Annotated in this window: 22 protein-coding genes; 7 read left to right on the forward strand and 15 right to left on the reverse strand. The window is 62.3% G+C overall.

The annotated features are described in order from the left end of the window. Nucleotides 1-144 precede the first annotated feature (144 nt). Nucleotides 145-1,536 carry an L-cystine transporter gene (locus tag QK296_RS00310; RefSeq protein ID WP_003195164.1) on the forward strand — a complete coding sequence of 464 codons (1,392 nt, stop codon included), beginning with the start codon at nucleotides 145-147 and terminating at the stop codon, nucleotides 1,534-1,536. Between the two features lie 85 nt (nucleotides 1,537-1,621). On the opposite strand, the gene QK296_RS00315 is transcribed toward QK296_RS00310, so the two are convergent. Then, entirely contained in the window at nucleotides 1,622-2,134 is a 513-nt protein-coding gene (locus QK296_RS00315) for a dihydrofolate reductase (protein ID WP_003195166.1), read from the reverse strand. A 69-nt stretch (nucleotides 2,135-2,203) separates the two neighbouring features. On the opposite strand from QK296_RS00315, the gene QK296_RS00320 reads away from it, so the two are divergent. Together QK296_RS00320 and QK296_RS00325 are read left to right on the forward strand one after the other, a co-directional pair. Next, nucleotides 2,204-3,583 carry a DUF2868 domain-containing protein gene (locus QK296_RS00320; protein ID WP_282390467.1) on the forward strand — a complete coding sequence of 460 codons (1,380 nt, stop codon included), beginning with the start codon at nucleotides 2,204-2,206 and terminating at the stop codon, nucleotides 3,581-3,583. After that, complete coding sequence (locus QK296_RS00325) at nucleotides 3,576-4,955, forward strand: DUF3482 domain-containing protein (RefSeq protein ID WP_003195170.1); 1,380 nt, start codon at nucleotides 3,576-3,578, stop codon at nucleotides 4,953-4,955. Before QK296_RS00320 ends, QK296_RS00325 begins: the two co-directional genes overlap by 8 nt. Nucleotides 4,956-5,000: 45 nt before the next feature. On the opposite strand, the gene QK296_RS00330 is transcribed toward QK296_RS00325, so the two are convergent. From QK296_RS00330 to QK296_RS00365, 8 genes are all read right to left on the reverse strand, one after another. Next, complete coding sequence (locus QK296_RS00330) at nucleotides 5,001-5,576, reverse strand: hypothetical protein (protein WP_282390469.1); 576 nt, start codon at nucleotides 5,574-5,576, stop codon at nucleotides 5,001-5,003. A gap of 91 nt (nucleotides 5,577-5,667) precedes the next feature. Continuing rightward, the gene (locus QK296_RS00335) at nucleotides 5,668-6,222 is read right to left on the reverse strand and encodes a phosphonate degradation HD-domain oxygenase (RefSeq protein ID WP_003195174.1); all 555 of its coding nucleotides are present in this window, start codon (nucleotides 6,220-6,222) and stop codon (nucleotides 5,668-5,670) included. Then, a complete protein-coding gene (locus QK296_RS00340; protein WP_116667627.1) occupies nucleotides 6,219-7,349 on the reverse strand; it encodes a TIGR03364 family FAD-dependent oxidoreductase in 1,131 nt (376 codons plus the stop codon). The genes QK296_RS00335 and QK296_RS00340 overlap by 4 nt, the downstream gene beginning before the upstream one ends. A gap of 123 nt (nucleotides 7,350-7,472) precedes the next feature. Beyond that, entirely contained in the window at nucleotides 7,473-8,486 is a 1,014-nt protein-coding gene (locus QK296_RS00345) for a putative 2-aminoethylphosphonate ABC transporter substrate-binding protein (RefSeq protein ID WP_003195177.1), read from the reverse strand. A 23-nt stretch (nucleotides 8,487-8,509) separates the two neighbouring features. Continuing rightward, complete coding sequence (locus QK296_RS00350; RefSeq protein ID WP_212614830.1) at nucleotides 8,510-10,222, reverse strand: putative 2-aminoethylphosphonate ABC transporter permease subunit; 1,713 nt, start codon at nucleotides 10,220-10,222, stop codon at nucleotides 8,510-8,512. Between the two features lies 1 nt (nucleotide 10,223). Then, the gene (locus QK296_RS00355) at nucleotides 10,224-11,288 is read right to left on the reverse strand and encodes a putative 2-aminoethylphosphonate ABC transporter ATP-binding protein (protein ID WP_169855667.1); all 1,065 of its coding nucleotides are present in this window, start codon (nucleotides 11,286-11,288) and stop codon (nucleotides 10,224-10,226) included. Between the two features lie 212 nt (nucleotides 11,289-11,500). Continuing rightward, entirely contained in the window at nucleotides 11,501-12,364 is an 864-nt protein-coding gene (locus QK296_RS00360) for a LysR family transcriptional regulator (RefSeq protein ID WP_044269645.1), read from the reverse strand. Between the two features lie 16 nt (nucleotides 12,365-12,380). Next, nucleotides 12,381-14,717 carry a heavy metal translocating P-type ATPase gene (locus tag QK296_RS00365; RefSeq protein ID WP_282390470.1) on the reverse strand — a complete coding sequence of 779 codons (2,337 nt, stop codon included), beginning with the start codon at nucleotides 14,715-14,717 and terminating at the stop codon, nucleotides 12,381-12,383. 85 nt (nucleotides 14,718-14,802) lie between these two features. Between QK296_RS00365 and cadR the strand changes: the two genes are divergently transcribed. Continuing rightward, nucleotides 14,803-15,243 (forward strand): Cd(II)/Pb(II)-responsive transcriptional regulator, encoded by a 441-nt coding sequence (cadR, locus tag QK296_RS00370; RefSeq protein WP_003195185.1) that lies wholly within the window; start codon nucleotides 14,803-14,805, stop codon nucleotides 15,241-15,243. Between the two features lie 130 nt (nucleotides 15,244-15,373). Here cadR and QK296_RS00375 read toward each other — a convergent pair whose 3' ends face one another. Then, a complete protein-coding gene (locus QK296_RS00375) occupies nucleotides 15,374-16,207 on the reverse strand; it encodes a thymidylate synthase (protein WP_014720362.1) in 834 nt (277 codons plus the stop codon). A 51-nt stretch (nucleotides 16,208-16,258) separates the two neighbouring features. After that, the gene (lgt, locus tag QK296_RS00380) at nucleotides 16,259-17,071 is read right to left on the reverse strand and encodes a prolipoprotein diacylglyceryl transferase (protein ID WP_057710229.1); all 813 of its coding nucleotides are present in this window, start codon (nucleotides 17,069-17,071) and stop codon (nucleotides 16,259-16,261) included. Between the two features lie 216 nt (nucleotides 17,072-17,287). Between lgt and QK296_RS00385 the strand changes: the two genes are divergently transcribed. Further along, nucleotides 17,288-18,034 (forward strand): NRDE family protein, encoded by a 747-nt coding sequence (locus tag QK296_RS00385; RefSeq protein WP_282390471.1) that lies wholly within the window; start codon nucleotides 17,288-17,290, stop codon nucleotides 18,032-18,034. A gap of 230 nt (nucleotides 18,035-18,264) precedes the next feature. Here the strand turns inward: QK296_RS00385 and ptsP are convergent, their stop codons facing one another. Then, entirely contained in the window at nucleotides 18,265-20,544 is a 2,280-nt protein-coding gene (gene ptsP / locus QK296_RS00390) for a phosphoenolpyruvate--protein phosphotransferase (protein WP_014720364.1), read from the reverse strand. Between the two features lie 22 nt (nucleotides 20,545-20,566). Beyond that, a complete protein-coding gene (locus QK296_RS00395) occupies nucleotides 20,567-21,046 on the reverse strand; it encodes an RNA pyrophosphohydrolase (RefSeq protein ID WP_003176750.1) in 480 nt (159 codons plus the stop codon). 143 nt (nucleotides 21,047-21,189) lie between these two features. On the opposite strand from QK296_RS00395, the gene QK296_RS00400 reads away from it, so the two are divergent. After that, entirely contained in the window at nucleotides 21,190-21,846 is a 657-nt protein-coding gene (locus tag QK296_RS00400) for an HAD family hydrolase (RefSeq protein ID WP_281915962.1), read from the forward strand. 116 nt (nucleotides 21,847-21,962) lie between these two features. On the opposite strand, the gene QK296_RS00405 is transcribed toward QK296_RS00400, so the two are convergent. Both QK296_RS00405 and ilvA read right to left on the reverse strand, forming a co-directional pair. Beyond that, on the reverse strand, nucleotides 21,963-22,376 hold the full coding sequence (locus QK296_RS00405; protein WP_282390473.1) for a DUF2269 family protein: 414 nt from the start codon (nucleotides 22,374-22,376) through the stop codon (nucleotides 21,963-21,965). A gap of 40 nt (nucleotides 22,377-22,416) precedes the next feature. Continuing rightward, on the reverse strand, nucleotides 22,417-23,931 hold the full coding sequence (ilvA, locus tag QK296_RS00410; protein ID WP_003195199.1) for a threonine ammonia-lyase, biosynthetic: 1,515 nt from the start codon (nucleotides 23,929-23,931) through the stop codon (nucleotides 22,417-22,419). 138 nt (nucleotides 23,932-24,069) lie between these two features. Here ilvA and rpiA point away from each other — a divergent pair, with 138 nt between their 5' ends. Next, nucleotides 24,070-24,741, forward strand: a complete 672-nt coding sequence (rpiA, locus tag QK296_RS00415) for a ribose-5-phosphate isomerase RpiA (RefSeq protein ID WP_003195201.1) — start codon at nucleotides 24,070-24,072, stop codon at nucleotides 24,739-24,741. The last annotated feature ends 117 nt before the right edge of the window (nucleotides 24,742-24,858 follow it).

Genomic DNA, 24,858 nt, shown 5'->3' on the forward strand with positions numbered 1-24,858 from the left:
CATACGCCTGAGCGTCAAACCCTTATTCCAAAAACGACAGTTACCATTCCATATCGGTATTAAATCAATATATTTCAAGCTGTTAGGCTTCCCGGTTCGCAATCGCAGGCTCACGCGATTGGCTGCCTTCTCAACGGAGCTTCAATGAATCTGCCCCTGATTCTCAATTTATTGGTGTTCGTGGCCCTGTTGTTGGGCCTGGCACAAACCCGCCGTACCAACTGGAGCCTGGCCAAGAAGGTGCTGTTCGCCCTGGTGCTGGGCGTGCTGTTCGGCGCGGCGTTGCACACGATCTATGGCGACGGCAACCCGGTGCTCAAAGCCTCCATCGGCTGGTTTGACCTGGTCGGCAACGGCTATGTGCAACTGCTGCAAATGATCGTGATCCCGCTGGTGTTCGCCTCGATCCTCAGTGCCGTGGCGCGCCTGCATAACGCCTCGTCCCTGGGCAAGATCAGCTTCCTGACCATCGGCACGCTGCTGTTCACCACGGCCATCGCGGCGCTGATCGGCATCGGCCTGACCAACCTGTTCGGCCTCACCGCCGAAGGGCTGGTGGCCGGCACCCAGGAAATGGCGCGCCTGCAAGTGATCCAGAGTGATTACGCAGGCAAGGTCGCCGACCTGAATATCCCGCAGTTGCTGCTGTCGTTCGTACCGGCCAACCCGTTCGCCGACCTGGCCCGGGCCAAGCCGACGTCGATCATCAGCGTGGTGATTTTCGCCGCGTTCCTTGGGGTTGCCGCGCTGCAACTGCTCAAGGACGACGTGGAAAAAGGCCAGAAAGTCCTTAACGCCATCGACACCCTGCAAGCCTGGGTGATGCGCCTGGTGCGCCTGGTAATGAAGCTGACCCCTTATGGTGTGCTGGCGCTGATGACCAAAGTGGTCGCCGGTTCCAACCTGCAAGACATCATCAAGCTCGGCAGTTTCGTCGTGGTGTCGTACCTGGCCCTGGGCCTGATGTTCGTGGTGCACGGCCTGCTGCTGTCCCTGGCCGGGATCAACCCGCTGCGCTTCTTCCGCAAGGTGTGGCCGGTGCTGACCTTCGCCTTCACCAGCCGCTCCAGCGCTGCGAGTATTCCGCTGAGCATTGAAGCGCAGACCCGTCGCCTGGGCATTCCGCAATCCATCGCCGGTTTCGCCGCCTCGTTTGGCGCGACCATCGGCCAGAACGGTTGCGCCGGTCTTTACCCTGCCATGTTGGCGGTGATGGTCGCGCCGACCGTGGGCATCAACCCGCTGGACCCGCTGTGGATCGCGACCCTGGTGGCGATTGTGACCTTGAGTTCGGCGGGCGTTGCCGGCGTCGGCGGCGGTGCGACCTTTGCCGCGCTGATCGTGCTGCCGGCCATGGGCTTGCCGGTGTCACTGGTGGCGCTGTTGATTTCCGTGGAGCCGCTGATCGACATGGGCCGTACGGCGTTGAACGTGAATGGTTCGATGACGGCCGGGGCGATTACCAGCCAGATCATGGGGCAGACGGATAAAGCGCTGTTGAATGCCGATGAGCATGCCGAGTTAGCGCAGGTCTGATAGACCGCCATCGCAGGCAAGCCAGCTCCCACATTTGAATGTATCCACACATCAAACTGTGGGAGCTGGCTTGCCTGCGATGCTTTTAGGCTTTTTCCCACACCTCGAAGTTATAGGCCGGCTTATCACCTTCAGCCGGATTCTCGACATTCGACACCAGCTTCCACTGGTTCCTATCAAACTCTGGAAACCACGCATCCCCTTCCGGGCTCAGCGCCACGCGGGTCAGGTACAAGCGATCGGCCTGTTCCAGCCCTTGCGCATACAACTGCGCGCCGCCGATCAGCATCAGCTCGTCCACGCCTTGCGCCTTGGCCCACTCCTCAGCCCGCTCTACCGCCGCGTCCAGTGAAGGAAAAACTTGCGCACCTTCCAGCACAAGATCGGTCTGACGGCTGACCACCAGGTTCAAGCGCCCCGGCAGCGGTCGGCCCAGGGAATCCCAGGTCTTGCGCCCCATGATGATCGGCTTGCCGAGCGTGGTGGCCTTGAAATATTTGAAATCCCCCGGCAAATGCCAGGGCATGCTGTTGTCGACGCCGATCACACGGTTTTCACCGAGGGCTGCGATCAGGCTTAAAGGGAGAGTTTTTTTCATGGCGACGAGAATACCAGAGCGGCGAGCCAGCGGTTATGCTCCAACCTCATCAACACGACAGGACGGCGCGTGACTGCACTGAACCCGCTGCACAGACTTTGGCTGACAGAAACCGTGCGCTTGCGCGAAGAACACGCCGGCCCCCTGGAAGACCTGGAAGCCAACCGCCTGGCCCGCACCGCCGGGGGCGACCTGCCCACGCGCATCCAGCAGCGTGCGCTGCACCTGGCCGAGCGCGATGGTTTGGCCGCCGCGCTCAGCCGCTGGCTGCAAGGCGCACGCCTGGCGCTGGTGTTACTGGCGGTGGTCGCCGTCATCAGCGGCGCCGGTTTGGCGTTCGCCGCGCTGGGCAATGGCCTGGCCCCGGTGAATGTGTTCTGGGCCTTGGGCAGCCTGCTCGGCCTGAACCTGATCTTGCTGATCAGTTGGGCCCTGGGCCTGCTGTTTGCCGGCGAACACAGCGCCAGCCTTGGCCGGCTGTGGTTGTGGCTCAGCGAGAAACTGGCCCGTGACGCCAAGGCCGCGCAACTGGCCCCGGCGTTGTTGCTGTTGCTGCAACGGCAAAAACTCAATCGCTGGGCGGTGGGTGTGCTGGTCAACAGCTTGTGGTTGCTGGCCTTGCTCAGCGCCCTGGTGATCCTGCTGACCCTGCTTGCCACCCGCCGCTACGGGTTTGTGTGGGAAACCACCATTCTCGGTGCCGATACCTTTGTCGCCGTGACCCAGGCCCTCGGCACACTCCCGGCTCTGCTGGGTTTCAATGTGCCCACCGTGGAGATGATCCGCGCCAGCGGCGACTCCGCGCTGAATATCGAAAGCGCCCGCCAAGCCTGGGCCGCCTGGCTGGTGGGCGTGTTGCTGGTCTACGGCCTGTTGCCGCGGTTGATCCTCGCCCTGCTGTGCCTGTGGCGATGGAAACGCGGGCGCGCAGCGTTGCGCCTGGACCTCAACCTGCCCGGCTACGCCCAACTGCGCGAACGCCTGATGCCCAGCAGCGAGCGCCTGGGGGTCAACGATGTGGCGCCCGATCACCTGCACCCGATCAGCGGCGGCGCAAGTGAGCTGGAGAGTGATGGCGCCTTGCTAGTCGCCATCGAACTCGACGAGCAACACCCGTGGCCCCCCAAACTGCCTGCCAACGTCAAGAACGCCGGCATCCTCGACAGCCGCGAATCACGCAACAAACTGCTGGAGCAACTCAGCCGTTTCCCACCCGCGCGCCTGGCCATCGCCTGTGACCCGCGCCGCTCGCCCGACCGTGGCAGCCTGGCGCTGATCGCCGAGCTGGCACGCAGCGCCAGCGACACCCGCGTATGGCTGCTGCAGGCGCCACCGGGCCAGGCGCTGGACGCCGAGCGCCTGGGCGACTGGCATGCCGCGCTGCAACAGCTTGAGCTGTCGTTTGCCGATTGCGCGCCGTTAAGCTGGCTGGAGACCGGTCATGACTAAACCGCTGAAACTCGCCGTGGTCGGCCACACCAACGTGGGCAAGACCTCACTGCTGCGCACCCTCACCCGCGATGTCGGCTTTGGCGAAGTGTCCCATCGCCCCAGTACCACGCGGCACGTGGAAGGTGCGCGCCTATCGGTAGATGGCGAAGCCTTGCTGGAGCTGTACGACACGCCCGGCCTGGAAGACGCCATCGCCCTGCTCGATTACCTGGAACGCCTCGACCGCCCCGGTGAACGCCTGGATGGCCCTGCGCGGCTGGCGCGTTTCCTGGAAGGCAGCGAGGCACGCCAGCGTTTCGAACAGGAAGCCAAGGTGCTGCGCCAATTGCTGGCCTCGGATGCTGGCCTGTACGTGATCGATGCCCGCGAGCCGGTGCTGGCCAAGTACCGCGACGAGCTGCAAGTGCTGGCCAGTTGCGGCAAGCCGTTGTTGCCAGTGCTCAACTTTGTCAGCAGCAGCGACCACCGCGAACCAGACTGGCGCGAAGCCTTGGCCCGCCTCGGCCTGCATGCGCTGGTGCGTTTCGACAGCGTGGCACCGCCCGAAGACGGCGAACGTCGGCTGTATGAAAGCCTGGCCCTGCTGCTGGAAAACGCCCGCCCCCAGCTGGAACGCCTGATCCTCGATCAAGAAGCCCAGCGCCAGGCTCGCCAGCAAAGCGCGGCACGGCTGATCGCCGAGTTGCTGATCGACTGCGCCGCCTGCCGCCGCAGCGTCACCACCGAGGATGAGCCCCAGGCCATCAGCGATTTACGCAAGGCCGTGCGCCAGCGCGAACAAAAGTGCGTCGAAGCCCTGCTCAAACTGTTCGGCTTCCGCCCACAGGACGCCGCCGCCAGCGACTTGCCGTTGCTGGACGGGCGCTGGGGCGACGACCTGTTCAACCCCGAAACTCTCAAGCAACTGGGCGTGCGCGTGGGTGGCGGGATCGCCGCCGGTGCGGCCGCCGGTGCGGGCGTGGATCTGCTGGTCGGTGGCCTGACACTGGGCGCTGCTGCCCTGGCCGGCGCGATTGCCGGCGGTGCGCTGCAAACCGCACGCAGCTATGGCAGCCGCCTGATGGGCAAGATCAAGGGTCAACGCGAACTCACCGTCGATGACAGCGTGCTGCGCCTGCTCGCCCTGCGCCAACGCCAACTGCTCAAGGCCCTGAACCTGCGCGGGCATGCGGCGATGCACAGCATCAAGGTCGATACGCCCCAGGACAAAACCTGGCGCGAAGGCAAGCTGCCGGACGCCTTGCACAAGGCCCGCGCCTATCCGCAATGGTCGTCCCTCAACCCCCACGCCAAACTGAGCCAGGCCGAACGTCAGGAGCAGGTCGAGGCATTGTCGTTGCAACTGAATGAACCGGGGCTCATGCCTTGAATGCTCAGTAAGCAGCGTCAAACGGTGTGGTCTTTTGCTTACTGATCAATGTGCCTGAATATCCACAACCTTGGCATCGAAGGGCTCAGGTGTGTGCCAATTGAACTTCAAATAAAGCTCAGCCAATTGCTGGACCAAGTGCTTATCAACTTCATCAATGACGCCATCGCAGTTGATGTCGGCGTGAATGTTCCACTCAAGTTCACCGTTGTTATCAAAATCATAGGCGGCGCTCCAAGACACCTGAGCGTCCGAACTCAGCAGCCCTGGGCCTTTGTGTAAGTGCAGGCGCACGGTGTCGGGGGTGCCGTCTTTATAGAAGTCTTCGGAAAAGATCTTCATGTAAAGCCGGCTACTGGCGCCGCGATTCACCCAGTTGATCTTCAAATAGGCATTGGCAAATTGATCCAGCAACGCTCGATCAAGACTGCTTTCCTGACCGTCATTGGTAACGTCTCCCCTGCTGTAATCGACCTTTGCGTCTGAGGTGAGGTCATAGGCTACGGCCTCATTGAGCAACTCGTCCTGATTGCAGGGCGTACCTTGGTAGAACTGAAGACGCACCGTATTCGCCCGGCCATCTCCCGTTTGATCCTGTGCAACTACCTTCAAATAGCGCATCTGCGTTGCTCCCTTGGCTAAGAAGCAAGCACCTTAGTGCGGCGGCTATCGAGGCTCCAGGCGGCGTATCTGCGATGTGTGTAAGGCCCGTCTACGCGGCCAGTAGTCGGGCGGCCATGGCTTTGAGCAGTTGCAGATCCAACACCGGCACCTGCGTTTGCTTGGCCTGCTCGTCCCAGTGGCGCATACGCAAACTCACGGCATATAGCGAGTCCTGTTCAAAAGCCCTGGCCTCTTCGGCGCTCATCACGCCGCCCTGATAACCCAGGGTGCGACGGCTGGCTTGGCTCAAGCGGGCGAAATAGTCCGGTTGGCTGAAGGTCAGGTAACGCTTGGCCTGCACGTGGTATTCCACCAATTTGGCCAAGCGTTCGCTGAAGCCTGCGCGGCGCAGGTAATCGGCGCCCAGCCGCTCGTGGCTGACCACACCATAACCGCCCATGTTCGCGCAGCCCTGGCCGCAGAGGTGGCCGATGTCGTGGAAAAACGCCGCCAGCACCACCTCGTCGTCAAACCCTTCGGCCATGGCCAATTGCGCGGCCTGGGACATGTGCTCGATTTGCGACACCGGCTCGCCGATGTAGTCAGCCGTGCCGTGCTGCTCGTACAAGCCAAACACCTGGGCAATCGCCTGTTCCGGGCTCATCGCGTCGCGCCCCACAGCGTGCTGATATTACGCTCGGCCATCGCCGGCCCCACGCTCATCCCTACGCCGGTGTGCATCAAGGCAGCGCTGACGCCGGGTGCCGCCTGCACAAACGAAAACGGCCCAGGCCCGCGCGAACCGTAGACACCCTGCCAACGCTCGACCACCTGGACCTTGCAACCCAGGGTCTGCTGCGCCAGTTCGATCAGCCAGTCATCCACCTGCTCGGCGTTGAAGGGCGACGGATCGCTGTCGTAATGGTGGGAGTCACCGATGATCAACTCACCATGGGGCGTAGGGCTGATCAACAGGTGAATGCCGTGCTCGTGCAGGTACGGCGTTTCCCGCAGGATCTGCGCCTGCACCGCGGCCGCTTCCGGCAGGTCGGCAAAGGCGCCGTAGTGCACGCAGCTCAAGCCGGTGAGCAAGGCATGTTGCAGGTTCAGGTTGAGCGCTGGCCGGGCGCGCAGCATTTGCAGGCGACAGGTTTGCGGGTTGAGCGCGGCGATGGCGTCGGCCAGCAGGGTCTGATAATCGTGGCCGGAGCAGACGATGATCTGCTCGCCGCGAAAGCTGCCCGCCGTGCTGTGCAACTGGCCCGGTTCAACCTCCCGCACCAGGGTGGAGAAGTGAAACTCCACGTTCAGCGCCTGGCTCAGATAATGGATCAGCGCCGGGATAGCCTCGCGGGAATACAGTTGCTGATCGTCCTTGCCATGCAGTGCGGCGCGGTGATGACGGAACTGGCCAGCGTACAGGTCGTTCATGGCAGCACCTTGCAGCAGCTCGACGTTGTAGCCGTGCTCCCGCGCGCGCCCGGCGCAGAAGGCTTCGAGCAGATGTTCTTCGGCTTCGGTGCGGGCGAACAGGTAGGAGCCATTGCGCTTGAGCGCCAGGCCCGCCGCTTGCGCCCACTGACCCCAGATTTCGCGGCTTTCCCGCGCCAGGTCCAGCATTGGCCCTGGTGGTTGACCGGTGACCAGTGCCTGGCCGAAGTTGCGCACTGAGGCGCCCAATGGCGTGGCGCTGCGCTCGAACACCTTGACCTTGAGGCCGCGCCTGGCGGCGGCATAGGCGTGGGAGAGGCCGAGAATGCCGGCGCCGACGACTAACAGATCACTACTCATACTGTCCTCTGGTTCCCGCGCTCCGCGTGGGAATTCATCCGGTGACGCTCCGCGTCACGACCTTTAAAAGCGGACGCGGAGCGTCCAGAGCGGCGTTACCACGCGGAGCGTGGGAACGATCGGTTACTGTTTTTCCGACTTGCCGTCATAACGCTTACGCCATTCGGCCAGGATGCTGTCACGGTTTTTGGAAGCCCAGACAAAGTCGTTCTTGATCAACCGTTGCTCATAGTCCGCTGGCAATTCGGTCTGTGGCTTGGCGATTCCCGGTTGGGCGAGCACGGCGAAGTTGTCCTTGTACAGATCCATCGCCGCGGTGCTGGCGGAGAAGTCAGCGAGTTTTTTCGCTGCGTCAGCGTGGGCAGTGCCTTTGATCACGGCGGTGGCCTCGATGTCCCAGCCCAGGCCTTCTTTGGGCAGGATAATGTCCAGCGGCGCGCCCTGGCGTTTGAGCTGAACCGCCGGGTATTCGAAGGAGATACCGATCGGGAACTCACCGGAGGCCGCCAGCTTGCACGGCTTGGAGCCGGAGTGAACGTACTGGCCGATGTTCTGATGCAGGTCATCCATGTACTGCCAGCCTTGCTTCTCGCCGAAGGTCTGGAGCCAGGCGCTGACATCCAGGAAGCCGGTGCCTGAAGACGCCGGGTTAGGCATCACGATCTTGCCCTTATATTCGGGCTTGGTCAGGTCCTGCCAGCTTATTGGTTTGGTGAGGCCCTGTTTCTCGGCTTCGACAGTGTTGAAGCAGATGGTGGCAGCCCACACGTCCATGCCGACCCAGGCCGGAGGATTGGCGGCGTCGCGGTAGTTTTTGCCGATCTTGTCCAAGTCCTTGGGCGCGTAGTTTTCCAGCATGCCTTGCTGATCGAGGATCGCCAGGCTGGAGGCGGCCAGGCCCCACACCACGTCAGCCTGGGGGCGGTCTTTCTCGGCCAGCAGTTTGGCGGTGATGATGCCGGTGGAGTCGCGCACCCACTTGATCTCGACGTCGGGGTTGGCCTGTTCGAAAGCTTTTTTGTAGGTCTTCAATTGCTCGGCTTCAAGGGCCGTGTACACCGTCAACTCGGTCTTGGCGAAAGCATTCAGGCTGAATGCCGTGAGGACTGCAGCGACCAGCGCCAGGGGCTTGAACATGGAGCACCTCCTTCAGGGATGTTTTATTGGCCGGGTGCGCGCTGGCGCCAGGCTTGGGAGCGGCGCAGCGCGCCACGTGAGGCCCACGCCAGCAGCAGCGAGACGCTGGCCGAGGTGAACAGGATCAGGGTCGACATGGCCGCCGCGCCGCCTACATTGCCGGCGTCGTCCATGTTCAGCACGGCGACGGCGGCGAGGATGGTGTCGGGGCTGTAGAGGAAGATCGCGGCAGACACGGTGGTCATCGCCGACACAAACAGGTAGCGCAGGATGTCCAGCAGCGCCGGCAGGCAGATCGGCACCGTGACGCGCAGGTAGTGGCGATACAACGGCGCCTTGAGGGACAGCGCGGCAGCTTCGAACTCGGCGTCCAACTGGCGCAAGGCGGTGGTCGCGGTCATCTGCGCGGTGGTCAGGTAGTGGGCAATGGTGCACACCACCAGCAACGCCATGCTGCCGTACAACACATGCAGCGGGTTGCCGTTGAGGTTGAAGAAGAACACGTAGCCCAGCCCCAGGACCAGGCCCGGCACGGCCATCGGCACGAAGCTGAGCATGCGCAGTGCCAGGTTGAGGTTCTTCTGACCCTTGGTCTTTTCCATCAGGTAGGCACCGGTGAAAATCAGCACGCTGCCGATCAACGCCGTGCACAACGCCATGGTGAGGCTGTTGCGATAGGCCAGCCAGCCGCCGCCAGCGGTGTCTTCGAACTGGTAGTGGTTGAGCGACAGCGACAGGTTGTACGGCCAGAATTTCACCAGCGAGGAGTACACCGCCATGCCGAACACCACCAGCAACGCCGCGCAAATCAGCAGCACGATGGCCAGGTAGCACCCGTCGCGCAGCCGTGATGGCGCTGGCTGGAACACCTGGGCGCGGCCGCTCATCGCGTCGCCATGCCGACGGCGCAACCACGCATCCACGCCAAAGCTGAACAGCGCCGGCAGCAGCAACACCATGCCGATCAACGCGCCGCGACCGAACTGTTGCTGGCCCACCACGGCCTTGTAGGCCTCCAGCGCCAGCACCTGGTAATCGCCGCCCACCACCACCGGTACCCCGAAGTCGGTAATGGTCAGGGTGAACACCAGGCAGAATGCGGCGAACACCGCCTGGCGCGTGGCCGGCCAGGTAATGCTGCGAAACGCCCGGGCCGGGCTGGCGCCCATGCTAGAAGCGGCGTCGAACAAACGCGCATCCGCCAGGGACAACGCCGACAGCAAAATCATCAAGGCATGGGGAAAGGTGTAGATCACCTCACCGAGCACAATGCCCCAGAAACCGTAGATATTCTCCGAGAACAAACCCCGCAGCAGGCCCTGGTTGCCGAACAGATAAACCAGGGCAATGCCCGGCAGCATCGACGGCGCCATCAATGGCAGCAAGGACAGGCCGCGCCAGATGGACTTGCCGGGGATCAGCGTGCGTTGCAGGGCATAGGCAAACAAGTAGGCCAGCGGCACGACGATGGCCGCCACACTGAGGGACACTTTCAGGCTATTGCCCAGCAACCAGTGGAAGTTGGCGCTGCTCAGCAGTTCGCGCGCGGCCACCAGGCCACCGCCCTGCCCGGCTTCGCTGCTGAAGCCGCGCCAGAAGATCGCCAACAGCGGCAACAGCACCGCCACCACCAACAGGCCCAGCCAGAGCCATTTGCCGCCGACCACAAAGAGGCGGTCGCCCCACTCGGCGCGGGACACCTGACGCGGTACCGGCAATGTCATCACAGCCCCCATCTCAGGCAAACACCTGCAGGCTGCGCGGCGGCAACGCCACCCAGATGTCCTGGGCGCCCAGGCGCGGCATGGCTTCCGGCGTCAGTTCAGCCAGCAACGGATGGCCCGGCAATTGTTCCAGCTCAAAGCTCATGCGGCAGCGGTTGCCGAGGAAGGTAATCTCGCGAACCTTGGCCGGGAACAGGTTTTCTTCATGCACCGGCGGGTTGACGCAAATGGCTTCCGGGCGGCAGAACAAGCGGCCGGACTGGGCGACACCCGCGTCCTCAGCCAGGCGCATCTTCAACCCACCCACCTGGGCATGGCTGGCGCTGTTACGGCTGAACGGCAACCAGTTGCCCTGGCCGACAAACTCCGCCACGAACGGCGTGGCCGGGCGGTCGTAGATTTCCTGGGGCGTGGCGTACTGCTCGACCTTGCCGTTGTTCATCACGGCAATGCGGTCGGCCATCAACATGGCTTCGTCCTGGTTGTGGGTCACCATCAAGGTGGTGATGCCCAGGCGCCGCTGCAGTTGGCGCAGTTCAGTGCACAGGTGCTCGCGCACCCGGGCATCGAGGGCCGACATCGGCTCATCCAACAGCAATAACGACGGCGCCGGCGCCAGTGCGCGGGCCAGGGCGACGCGCTGTTGCTGGCCGCCGGAGAGTTGGCCGGGGTACTTCTTTTCGCTGCCCACCAGGCCGACCAGTTCGAGCATCTGCGCGACACGCTTGCGCACTTCATCGCGGCCGCTGCCGGTGAGGCCATAGCCGATGTTCGCTTCAACGCTGAGGTTGGGAAACAACGCGTAGGACTGAAACAGGATGCCGTAGTCCCGCGCCTGGGGTGGCAGCAAGGACACGTCGCGCTCGCCCAGGTAAAGCTCACCGCTGTCCTGGCGCTCCAGGCCGGCGATGCAGCGCAGCAGTGTGGTCTTGCCGCAACCGGAAGGGCCCAGCAGGCACACCAGCTCGCCGGCGGCGACGTCCAGGGAGACGTTGTCCAGCGCGGTGAATGCGCCAAAGCGTTTCTGGATTGCGCGCACTTTCATCGGTGCGCCGGGTTGGGTCAGGGCTGTGTGCATGGTGGCACCTCATCGAACGGATGAAGGCCATGCTAGGGAGGCAATGCGTAGCTGGTGTGGCAGAAAGGCAAAAGGAGGTGATAGTGGTATTGGTGGATTTGTGTAGGACTCATGATCGTTCCCACGCTCTGCGTGGGAATGTCTCTAGTGACGCTCCGCGTCACGGACGCGGAGCGTCCTCGGCGGCGTTCCCACGCGGAGCGTGGGAACGATCAGAGGGGTGACATTTCCTGAGCCAAACCAAGAAACGCCGCCGGCAACCGCGCCCCTTTGCGCTCCTTGAGGCAATACAGGTACTCCGGAATCTGCGGTGCATTCTCGATGGTCAGCACACGCAATTGCGGGTCATGGGGCACTTCCTGGCGGGCAATGATGCTGATGCCGATATTGCGCAGTACCGCCTCGCGAATCGACTCACGGCTGCCAATCTCCAGCAACGGCCCGTACCCCACGCCGGCGTTCTTCAACATCTCTTCCGTCAGCCGGCGGGTGGTGGAGCCCGCTTCACGCATCAGCAAGGTGTGCCCGATAAGCGCGCTCAACGGTACATGATCAAGCTTGGCCAACGGGTGATTGCGGTGCACCGCCAGCACCAGCGGGTCGGTGCCCAGCACGCGGCGGATCAGCCGGGCGTCTTCCAGCAATTGCGATGAGGCCGCGACATCGACGCGGTAATCGTCCAGCGCTTCAAGCACCTGCTGGGAGTTGCCAATTTCCACCGACACTTCCACCTGGGGCAGGCGCTCGCGAAAGGCTTTGACCAGATCGAGGATGTAATACGGCGCCGTCGCGGCAATCCTCAGCGCGCCCTGGACCTGGCCGTTGTTGCGCAGGAAAAACTCGATATCCGCTTCCTGCTGCAACAGCGCCTTGACCATCGGCAATAGCCGCGCGCCTTCGTCGCTGACGGTGAGGCGGCGGCCGCCACGGTAGAACAACTCGACGCCGTAGTGGCTTTCCAGGTTGCGAATCTGGGTGGTCACCGTGGGCTGGCTCAAGCCGAGTTTCTTCGCCGCCTGGGTAATGCTGCCCAGGCGGGCGACCATGAAAAACGCCTTTAACTCAGCACTCAGCACACCACCCTCTCATCCGCTATTTGCGCACCAGGCGCAGGCCATTGAACACCACCAGCAGGCTCACGCCCATGTCGGCGAAGACCGCCATCCACATGGTCGCCATGCCCATGAACGTGACGGCCAGGAAGATCGCCTTGATCACCAGCGCCAGGGCGATGTTCTGCTTGAGGATACTCGACGTTTGCCGCGACAACCGAATGAAAGCCGGAATCTTGCGCAAATCATCGTCCATCAGCGCCACATCGGCGGTCTCGATCGCCGTGTCGGTGCCCGCCGCGGCCATGGCAAAGCCGATCTCGGCACGGGCCAGGGCCGGGGCGTCGTTGATACCGTCACCGACCATGCCCACCCGATGGCCCTGGCCGTAGAGGGTTTCGATGGCTTGCAGTTTGTCGGTGGGCAACAGGTCGCCCTGGGCCTGGTCGATGCCGACCTGGGCTGCAATGGCCTGGGCGGTGTGGGTGTTGTCGCCGGTGAGCATCAGGGTCTTGATGCCCAGGTCGTGTAATTGCTGGATGGCTTCGCGGCTGCTCTCCTTGACCGTGTCGGCCACGGCAAACAGCGCCAGCGGGCCGGACTTGTCCAGCAGCAACACCACGGACTTGCCTTGTTTTTCCAGGGCGAAGAGTTTTTCTTCCAGGGCCTCGGAACACAGGCCGAGGTCTTCCACCAGGCGGTGGTTACCCAGGTGATAGGTCTGGCCGTTGATATCACCCCGCACACCACGCCCGGCCAAGGCTTCGAAGTTATCCACAGCTTGAGTCGACAGGTTTTTATCCACAGCCGCGTTGGCAATCGCCAGGGACACCGGGTGGTCAGAACGCGATGCCAAACTCGCGGCCAGGGTCGGCGCGCTGTCTTCGATATTCGGGAACAGCGGCAGGTAATCGGTTTGCACCGGTTTGCCATGGGTGATGGTGCCGGTCTTGTCGAGGGCCAGGTAGTCAAGCTTGTAGCCGCCCTCCAGGTACACGCCGCCTTTGATCAGGATGCCTTTGCGCGCCGCAGCTGCCAGGCCGCTGACAATGGTCACCGGGGTGGAGATCACCAAGGCACACGGGCAGGCCACCACCAGCAGCACGAGGGCGCGGTAGATCCAGTCAAACCACACACCCGCCATGAACAGCGGCGGAATCACCGCCACACCGAGGGCAAACAGGAAGACGGCCGGGGTGTAGACCTTGGAGAAACTGTCGACAAAGCGCTGGGTCGGTGCGCGTGCGCCTTGAGCCTGTTCCACCGCGTGGATGATCCGCGCCAGCGTGGAGTTGTTCGCCGCTGCGGTGACCTTGTACTCCAGGGAGCCGGCCTGGTTGATGGTGCCGGCAAAGACTTTATCGCCCACGGTTTTCTCAATCGGCAGGCTTTCCCCGGTGATCGGCGCCTGGTCGATGGTGGACTGACCGGCCGTGACTTCACCGTCGAGGCCGATGCGCTCACCGGGTCTTACTCGGACAATCGCGCCAAGATCGATGCTTTTGACCTCTTTTTCCAGCCAGGAACCGTCGGCCTGGCGCACCGTGGCCTGTTCCGGGGTCATCTGCATCAGGCCGCTGATGGCGTTGCGCGCCCGGTCCAGGGACTTGGCCTCAATCAACTCGGCCACGGTGAACAGGAACATCACCATCGCCGCTTCCGGCCACTGGCCAATCAGGATCGCGCCCGTCACCGCGATGCTCATCAAGGCATTGATATTGAGGTTGAAGTTCTTCAGGGCAATCCAGCCCTTCTTGTAGGTGGTAAGGCCGCCGCTGAGGATCGACACCAACGCCACCAGCGCGATTACCCAGGTGGGCGCCACGCCGGTGAAGTGCAACACCTCGGCCCCCAGGGCACCCACGCCCGACACCGCCAACGGCCACCAATGTTTCTTGGCGGGCGGCGCGGCGGCGGGGCTGCCTTCTTCGATAGGGTCGGCCTGCATGCCGATGGACTTGATTGCCTCGGTGATCGGCGCCGTGTTCGGCAGGTCATGGGTGACGCCGAGGATGCGGTTGATCAGGTTGAATTCCAGTTGCTGCACGCCAGCGAGCTTGCCCAGCTTGTTCTGGATCAGCGTCTGCTCGGTAGGGCAGTCCATGGCTTCGATGCGGAAGGTGCTCAGGCGCGAGCCGGCGGTGGGCGCCTCACTCAGGGTCACGATGGCAGGCCCGGCAGCGCCGGAGCAGCAGGAGCCGGAATGGCCATGGTTATCCACAGGCGTGAGTTTGGCGGGCCCATGGTCATGTTTATGATCATGGCCGTGATCGTGATCGTGGTCATGCGGGTGGTCATGCGGGTGGTCATGATCGTGATCATGCTTGTGGTCGTGCTTGTGGTCGTGCTTGTGCGGGGTATGAATGGAGTGGCTCATCAGGTCGCGTCCGTAAAGGTGCCTGTTGCCAAGTAAAGACCCTGTAGCCACTATAGGGTCAAGCACCCATTTGGAGATTGCTGCGATGAAGATCGGCGAACTGGCCAAACTCACCGATTGCCCGGTGGAAACCATCCGTTATTACGAGAAGGAAAACCTGCTGCCGCCCCCGGCCCGCACCGATGGCAACTACCGCGTGTACACCCAGGCGCACACCGAGCGGCTGACCTTTATCCGCAACTGCCGCAGCCTGGACATGACCCTCGAAGAAATCCGCAGCCTGCTGGGGCTACGCGACAGCCCCCAGGACCAGTGCGAAAGCGTGAATGCGTTGATCGACGAGCATATCCATCATGTGAAAGCGCGGATCGACGGATTGTTGGCCTTGCAGGAACAACTGCTGGACCTGCGCCAACGTTGCGGCGGTGGGAACCAGTGCGGGATCTTGCAGCAGTTGGAGGTCAGCGGAGGGATTGCGGCCAGCGAGGCCGAGCCTTCGCATGTGGGCAGAAGCCACGGCCACTAACCCAAGTGAACACCGAACCCATGTGGGAGCTGGCTTGCCTGCGATAGCGGTGGACCAGCAACATTGATGTCGCCTGACACTCTGCCATCGCAGGCAAGCCAGCTCCCACAGTTTTTCACCGAATAAGGCTTTAGATAGCCACGTCAGCCTTGATGCTCGGGTCGGCGTCGTAGCCCACGATTTCGAAGTCTTCGAACTTATAGTCGTAGATCGACGCAGGCTTACGCTTGATCACCAGTTCCGGCAGTTTTTTCGGCGTACGCGCCAACTGGGTCTGGATCTGCTCCATGTGGTTGCTGTAGGCGTGGGTGTCGCCGGTAGTGACGATGATCTCGTGGGGGATCAGGTCGCACTGCTGGGCCAGCATGTGGGTCAGCAACGCCAGCGCGGCAGTGTTGTACGGCAGGCCCAGGAACACGTCGGAGCTGCGGATATACAGCTGCATCGACAGATGGCCGTCATGCACGAACGCCTGGTACAGCAAATGGCATGGCGGCAGGGCTTGCTTGCCGTTACGCGCGTTCTCCTGCGGGCTCTGGGTTTCGTCCGGCAGGTATTCGACGTTCCAGCCGTGGAACAGGATGCGACGGCTGTTGGGGTTGGTCTTGAGCGTGTGCACCATGTAGTCGATCTGGTTGATCGTGCCGCCGTCCTTGGTCGGCCAGGCGGTCCACTGCTCGCCGTACACCGGGCCCAGGTCGCCGTCTTCGGTGGCCCATTCGTCCCAGATCTTCACGCCATTTTCGTTGAGCCACTTGATGTTGGTGTTGCCGCTCAACATCCAGATCAGTTCGTTGGCGATGCTTTTGAAGTGCAGCTTCTTGGTGGTCAGCAGCGGGAAGCCGTCGGCCAGGTTATGCCGATACTGACGCGCAAACACAGCCTTGGTGCCGGTGCCCGTGCGGTCGCCCTTGGTCAGGCCATTGGTCACGACGTCCTGCAGCAGTTCGAGATATTGCTTCATGTTTTTACCCGTATCGTTGAAGCCAAGACCTCCTGGTCTCGGCATTCGAATTTAAAGCGCGGCGTTCTTCAGCGGCTGCGGGCGATTGTACGCCCACCACAGCATGCCCAGGCCCGCCAGGATCATCGGCAGGCTAAGCACCTGACCCATGGTCAGCCAGCCCCATGCCAGGTAGCCCAACTGCGCATCCGGTACCCGTACGAATTCGACGATGAAGCGGAAAATCCCGTAGAACAGCGCGAACATGCCCGACACGGCCATGGTTGGGCGTGGCTTGCGCGAGAAGATATACAGAATAAGGAACAGCGCCACACCTTCCAACGCGAACTGGTACAGCTGCGACGGGTGGCGTGGCAGTTGCGCCGGGTCGCTGAACGCCGGGAACACCATCGCCCACGGCACGTCGGTCGGCTTGCCCCACAGCTCGGCGTTGATAAAGTTACCAATGCGCCCGGCGCCCAGGCCGATCGGCACGAAGGGGGCAACGAAGTCCATCAGTTGGAAGAACGACTTGCCATTGCGCCGGCCAAACCACCAGGCGGCGATCATCACGCCGATAAACCCGCCGTGGAACGCCATGCCGCCCTTCCACACTTCGAAGATCAGGGTCGGGTTGGCGAGATACGCAGACAGGTCGTAGAACAGCACATACCCCAGGCGCCCGCCGACGATCACGCCCATCGACATCCAGAACACCATGTCGGAGAGCTTTTCCTTGGTCCAGGTCGGGTCGAAACGGTTCAGGCGCCGGGAAGCCAGCAGCCAGGCACCGCCGATGCCGATCAGGTACATCAACCCGTACCAATGGATTTTCAGCGGACCGATGGCCAGGGCCACCGGGTCGATCTGCGGGTAAGGCAGCATTGCGACTCCTCGTTAAAACATTTAGTCATGACGCACCGGACCATGCCGATGTGCGATTAAGCCTGCGTTACAGCTGCGAGATCAAATTAAGAAGTTCACATACACACCAAACAGCCCGGCATGTTAACGGATCAGAGGTGCGCGGCCCAACTTCGAGACGATGGAACACCTGCGCGTCTGTGGGTAGAGTGGCAAAAACACAAAAGGGGTCACCCGATGTGCCTGATTGTTTTCGCCTGGCGACCGGGCCATGCCCAACCGCTGATCGTCGCGGCCAACCGCGATGAGTTCTACGCCCGCCCCAGCCTGCCGCTGGCCCAGTGGGCGGATGCGCCCCATGTCTATGCCGGTCGCGATCAGGAAGCGGGAGGTACCTGGCTTGGGGTGAACGCCGATGGCCGCTTTGCCGCCCTGACCAACATCCGCGACCCGCACCAGCCACCGGCACGCAGGTCTCGTGGCGAGCTGGTCGCGCGGTTTCTCATTGGTTCGCTGCCGATTGACGAGTATTTGGCCGATGTGAATGGCCGCTCGATTGAATATGCCGGGTTCAACCTGCTGGTGGGCACGCGGGATGAGCTGTGGCACTACAACGCCAATGACACCGAGCCGACGTTGCTGAAGGCTGGGGTGTACGGGTTATCCAATGCCGGGCTGGATACGCCCTGGCCGAAGTTGCTAAAGGCCAAGGCGGCGTTCAGCGCAGTGCTGGAGAACCCCGAGCCGGAGGCCCTATTGGAGATTCTGAGCGACCCGCAGACCGCGCCGTTTGCCGAGCTGCCGGACACCGGCGTAGGCCTGGCGACTGAAAGCCTGCTGTCGAGCGTGTTTATCGCCAGCCCCAGTTACGGGACACGGGCGAGCACGGCGCTGATTGTGAATGCCGATGGGACGCGGCGGATGCTGGAGCGCAGCTTTGGCCCGCACGGGGGGCGGCTGGGTGAGGTGGACCTGATGTTTTAGCGCTGCTTGGACCACCGCTATCGCAGGCAAGCCAGCTCCCACAGGGGAATGCATTCCACAGGTGGGAGCTGGCTTGCCTGCGATGAAGGCGCCTCGGTCTTTGATCGTTCCCACGCTCTGCGTGGGAACGCCTCTTGTGACGCTCTGCGTCACGCTCTAAAAGCCGACGCGGAGCGTCCAGGGCTGCATTCCCACGCAGAGCGCGGGAACGATCTGCTAGAAGCTCGCTCCTACAGGGTTTTGGCCGAGGCCGGGTTGATCATCCGGGTCAACCCCAGGTTCTTCAACGCCAGTTGCAGCGAGCTGTGGATAACTTGCGGGTTGTCGATGGTCATCAACTCGGCGAGCAAATCCTTGGCCCTGCTCAACTCCACCTGGCGCAGCATCCACTTCACTTTCGGCAAGTTGGTGGCGTTCATCGACAGGCTGTCAAAACCCATCGCCATCAACAGCACCGCCGCCGCGGGGTCGCCGGCCATTTCGCCGCAGATACTCACCGGTTTGCCTTCGGCATGGGCGTCGCGCACCACGTGTTGCAGCGCTTGCAGCACCGCTGGGTGCAGGTAGTCGTAGAGGTCGGCCACCCGTGGGTTGTTACGGTCCACGGCCAGCAGGTACTGGGTCAGGTCGTTGGAGCCCACCGACAGGAAGTCCACCTGCCGCGCCAGTTCCTTGGCCTGGTACACCGCCGCCGGGATTTCGATCATCACCCCAATCGGCGGCATCGGCACATCGGCGCCTTCGTCGCGCACTTCGCCCCAGGCACGGTGGATCAGGTGCAGGGCTTCTTCCAGTTCATGGGTGCCGGAGATCATCGGCAGCAGGATGCGCAGGTTGTTCAAGCCCTCGCTGGCCTTGAGCATGGCGCGGGTCTGGACGAGGAAGATTTCGGGATGGTCGAGGGTAACGCGGATGCCACGCCAGCCAAGGAAGGGGTTGTCTTCCTTGATCGGGAAATAGGACAGTGACTTGTCGCCGCCAATATCCAGGCTGCGCATCGTCACCGGTAACGGGTGGAAGGCTTGCAGTTGCTCGCGATAAATCGCCAGCTGCTCCTTCTCGCTCGGGAAACGCTGGTTGATCATGAACGGCACTTCGGTGCGGTACAGCCCCACCCCTTCGGCACCGCGTTGCTGCGCACGGGCTACATCCGCCAGCAGGCCCGTGTTCACCAGCAGCGGTACGCGGTGGCCGTCGGGGGTGACACACGGCAGCTCGCGTAGCGAATCCAGGCCCTGGGCCAGTTGCTTCTCTTCTTCCACCACCTCGGCGTATTGCTTGCGCAGCACGTCGCTGGGGTTGGTGAACACCTCGCCGCGATGCCCGTCGACGATCATGTCGATGCCATCGACCTTGGAATACGGCAGGTCTACCAGGCCCATCACCGTCGGGATACCCATGGCCCGGGCCAGGATCGCCACGTGGGAGTTACCCGAACCCAATACCGACACCAGGCCCACCAGCTTGCCTTCAGGCACTTCGCCAAGCTGGGTGGCGGTCAATTCTTCACTGACTAAAATGGTGTTATCGGGGAAGACCATGTTGGTGCTGCGGTCTTCCTGCAAATACGCCAACAGACGGCGACCCAGGTCGCGCACATCCGATGCGCGCTCGCGCAGGTAGGCGTCGTCCATCATTTCGAAACGGTTGACGTGATCGGTGACCACCTGGCGCAACGCGCCCTGGGCCCACTGGCCGGTCTTGATCACGGTCTTGACTTCGTTACCCAGGGACGCGTCGTCGAGCATCATCTGGTACACGTCGAACAGCGCACGCTCTTCGGGGCGCAGCTGGGTCGCCAGCTTGGTCGACAGGTTGCGCATGTCGGCGCGCACGCCTTCGAGGGCGGTCTTGAACAGTTTGATCTCGGCGTCGATGTCACTGACGGTCTTGTCCGGCACCACATCGAGGTCGGCGGGCGGCAGCATGACCACCGCGGTACCCACCGCAGCGCCTGGCGAACCCGGGACACCGACGAACTTGGCTTCCTGGATACCCTTGCCCTGGCGTCCCAGGCCGCGAATCGAGCCGGTCGCTTCGGCGTGGGCAATAACCCCGGCCAGTTGCGCGCTCATGGTCACCAGGAAGGCTTCTTCGCCTTCGTCGAACTGGCGACGCTCTTTTTGCTGGATGACCAACACGCCGACAACGCGGCGGTGGTGAATGATCGGTGCGCCAAGGAACGAGGCGTAGCGCTCTTCGCCGGTTTCGGCAAAGTAGCGATAACGCGGGTGATCGGCCGCGTTTTCGAGGTTCAGGGGTTCTTCACGCGTCCCCACCAGGCCCACCAGACCTTCATTGGGCGCCATGCTGACCTTGCCGATGGAGCGCTTGTTCAAGCCCTCCGTGGCCATCAGCACAAAACGGTTGGTCTCGGGGTCCAGCAGGTAAACCGAGCAGACCTGGCTGCCCATGGCTTCCTTGACGCGCAACACAATAATCCCCAACGCCGCCTTGAGATCCTTGGCGGAGTTAACTTCCTGGACGATCTTGCGCAGCGTATTGAGCATGGCTCGGGGTCGAACTCCGTCGTCAGTCGCGCGCTAAAAGGCGCGGGGCAAGCTCTTTGAGAGCGCGACGATAAACCTCGCGCTTGAATGTCACCACCTGGCCCAACGGATACCAATAGCTGACCCAGCGCCAGCCATCGAACTCCGGTTTACCGGTCAAATCCATCCGCACCCGCTGCTCGTTGGAGATCAGGCGCAAAAGAAACCATTTCTGCTTCTGGCCGATGCACAGCGGTTGGCTGTGGGTACGCACCAGGCGTTGCGGCAAACGATAGCGCAACCAGCCACGGGTACAGGCCAGAATTTGTACATCTTCGCGCTCAAGGCCGACTTCTTCGTTCAACTCACGGTACAAGGCGTCTTCAGGGGTTTCGTCGGGGTTGATTCCACCTTGAGGAAACTGCCAGGCATCTTGGTTGATTCGGCGAGCCCATAGCACCTGTCCGGCATCATTCGTCAGAATAATGCCGACATTAGGACGGAAACCATCGGGGTCGATCACGGCAACAACCTCGCAAACGCATGTCGCCGCATTGTTCCACAAAGGTTGTTCCAGCGGCAACGAGGCTTCTTACCTTATGTGCACTCTTGTGAAAAGACCGTATTCTGGACGCCTTTTTACAGACTTTTCAGCGAGTAACTGCAATGCGCCTGGCCTTATTCGACTTGGACAATACCCTTCTGGGCGGTGACAGCGATCACGCCTGGGGCGATTACCTGTGTGAACGCGGTTTTCTCGACCCGGTGGCCTACAAGGCCCGCAACGATGAGTTCTACCAGGACTACCTGGCCGGCACGCTGGATAACGCCGCCTACTTGAACTTCTGCCTGGAAATCCTCGGCCGCACCGAGATGGCCCAGCTGGACGCGTGGCACAACGACTACATGCGCGACTGCATCGAGCCCATCATGCTCCCCAAGGCCGTCGAGCTGCTGGCCAAGCACCGCGCCGCCGGTGACAAGCTGGTGATCATCACCGCCACCAACCGCTTCGTCACCGCGCCGATTGCCGCACGCCTGGGCGTCGAGACCTTGATCGCCACCGAGTGCGAAATGGTGGACGGCCGCTATACCGGGCGCAGCACTGATGTGCCGTGCTTTCGTGAGGGCAAGGTGACACGTTTGAACCGTTGGCTGGAAGAAACCGGGCATAGCCTGGAAGGCAGCTACTTCTACAGCGATTCGATGAATGATTTGCCGTTGCTGGAGCAGGTGACCCACCCGGTGGCAGTGGATCCGGATCCGAATTTGCGCGCTGAGGCTGAAAAGCGTGGTTGGCCGGTGATTACACTGCGCAGCTGACCGGTTTCACCTGTAGGAGCGAGCTTGCTCGCGAAAATCGTCAACGATGACGCGCGCATCCTGAATGAACGCGGCGCCCTTGAGTTTTTCGCGAGCAAGCTCGCTCCTACAGGGAATCAAACAGGCTTGGCGCCCATCAGCCCTGCAATCGCCACAAACCCCACCAGGCTGACCACCGCCAGCACCAGGGTGAAATTCAGGCTCCCGCCCTCGCCCTTGCGCAGCCGATTGAGCCGCGCCACCAGCCAGAACCAGGCCAGCGCCGCCACGGTGTAGAGGATGCTGGAGCCCAAGATCCAGGTTTGCCCCAATGGCCTGCCGAGCAGGTGCACCAGCCACCAGCCGGTGAACGGCATGCTCACCAGGCATATCCCCATCAGCAGCCATATAAATGCCCAGGGGCGTTGCACGGTCGCAGACGGGCCGGCGCTGCGTTTACGCCACGCCAATACCGCCAGGCCCAGGCCGCTGAGCAGCAGCAATACGGTGGCGGTGATGTGGATCACCTTGAGGGTGGTCAGCGTTTCCATGGTCTCTATTCCTTTTAGGCCGCTCAGTCAGCGTAGTCGCTCAACCGAGGAACAGCTGGTAAGCCGGGTTTTCGCTTTCATCCCAGTACGGGTAACCGATTTGCGCCAACGCGGCAGGCACCAGGTGGCGCTCGTCCGCCGGCACTTGCAAGCCCGCCACCACTCGGCCGTCAGCCGCGCCGTGGTTGCGGTAGTGGAACATCGAGATGTTCCAGCGCCCGCCGAGCTTGTGCAGGAAGTTGAACAACGCCCCCGGTCGCTCCGGAAATTCGAAGCGAAACACCAACTCGTCGCTGACTTTGGCCGCATGCCCACCGACCATATGGCGGATGTGCAACTTGGCCAGTTCGTTCTCGGTGAGGTCCAGCACCGGGAAACCCTGGCTGGTCAGGCTGGCCACCAACGCGCTACGCGGGTCGTTCTCCGGGTGGGTCTGCACGCCGACGAAGATGTGCGCTTCGCTGCCGGAGTGGTAGCGGTAATTGAATTCGGTGATCTGGCGCTTGCCCACCGCTTCGCAGAAGGCCTTGAAGCTGCCCGGCCGCTCGGGGATGGTCACGGCGATGATGGCCTCACGACCTTCACCCAACTCGGCGCGCTCGGCCACATGGCGCAAACGGTCGAAGTTGACGTTAGCACCCGAGTCGATGGCGACAAAGCTCTGGCCGCTGACGCCACGGGTCTCGACGTACTTTTTGATCCCGGCCACACCCAGCGCACCGGCCGGTTCGGTGATGGAGCGGGTGTCATCGTAGATGTCCTTGATCGCCGCACAGATTTCATCGGTGCTGACGGTGATCACTTCGTCCACATAGTCTTTGCAGATGTCGAAGGTATGCTGGCCGATCTGCGCCACCGCCACGCCATCGGCGAAGATTCCCACAGTCGGCAAAACCACGCGCTCGCCCGCCGCCATGGCGGCTTGCAGGCAGTTGGAGTCGTCCGGCTCCACGCCGATGATCTTGATTTCCGGGCGCAGGTATTTCACATACGCCGCAATCCCGGCGATCAGGCCGCCGCCGCCCACCGGTACGAAAATCGCGTCCAGCGGCCCTGGGTGCTGGCGCAGGATCTCCATCGCCACGGTGCCCTGCCCGGCAATGGTATGCGGATCATCGTAGGGGTGGATGTACACGTAGCCTTTTTCGTCGACCAGCTTGAGCGAGTAGGCCAGGGCTTCCGGGAAGGAATCACCGTGCAACACCACTTTGCCACCACGGGAACGCACGCCTTCGACCTTGATCTCCGGGGTGGTTTTGGGCATCACGATGGTGGCTTTCACCCCCAGCACCTTGGCCGCCAGGGCCAGGCCCTGGGCATGGTTGCCGGCCGACGCGGTGACGACGCCGCGTGCACGCTCTTCGGCACTGAGCTGGGTCAGCTTGTTGTAGGCGCCGCGAATCTTGAACGAGAACACCGGCTGCAAGTCTTCGCGCTTGAGCCAAATTTTGTTACCCAGCCGCTCGGAGAGCTGGCGGGCAGTCTGCAAGGGGGTTTCCACGGCGATGTCGTAAACGCGCGAGGTGAGGATTTTTTTGACGTAGTGTTCAAGCATCGGCAGGCATCTACTTCACGGGTTGGGCAGGGCCAAGGAGTCTAACCCAGCGTTTGGCCGGGCGACCACACGAATCCCGAGGTTTTGTTGGGTTATACTCACCGCCCTCGTTAATTCCCCGCCCGTTCCGGAGCCCGCATGACCCAGGATCAACTCAAACAGGCAGTGGCCCAGGCCGCTGTCGATTTAATCCTTCCTAAACTCGACGACAAGAGCATCGTCGGTGTCGGCACCGGTTCCACCGCCAACTGCTTTATCGACGCACTGGCCCAGCACAAGGGCGCGTTCGACGGCGCCGTCGCCAGTTCCGAAGCCACCGCTGCCCGCCTCAAGGGCCATGGCATTCCGGTGTACGAACTCAACACCGTGAGCGACCTGGAGTTCTACGTCGACGGCGCCGATGAAAGCGACGAACACCTGAACCTGATCAAAGGCGGCGGCGCGGCCCTCACCCGCGAGAAGATTGTCGCGGCCGTGGCCAAGACCTTCATTTGCATCGCCGACGCGAGCAAGCTGGTCCCCGTGCTGGGCACGTTCCCACTGCCGGTGGAAGTCATCCCCATGGCCCGCAGCCACGTGGCCCGCGAGCTGGTGAAACTGGGCGGCGACCCGGTGTACCGCGAAGGCGTGTTGACCGATAACGGCAACATCATCCTCGACGTGTTCAATATGCAGATCACCAACCCGGTGGAACTGGAGACGCAGATCAACGCCATTGTGGGCGTGGTCACCAACGGCCTGTTCGCCGCGCGCCCGGCGGATGTATTGCTGCTGGGTACCCCGGAAGGCGTGAAAACCCTCAAAGCCTGACCCTGTGGGAGCCGGGCTTGCCCGCGATGCAGACGACTCGGTGTATCAATGGATACCGAGGCGAGGCCATCGCAGGCAAGCCAGCTCCCACATGTGTTAGCGCTCGGCTCTAAAGCG

This window comes from Pseudomonas sp. AL10 (genome assembly GCF_029960685.1).
GTDB lineage: Bacteria > Pseudomonadota > Gammaproteobacteria > Pseudomonadales > Pseudomonadaceae > Aquipseudomonas > Aquipseudomonas lactis.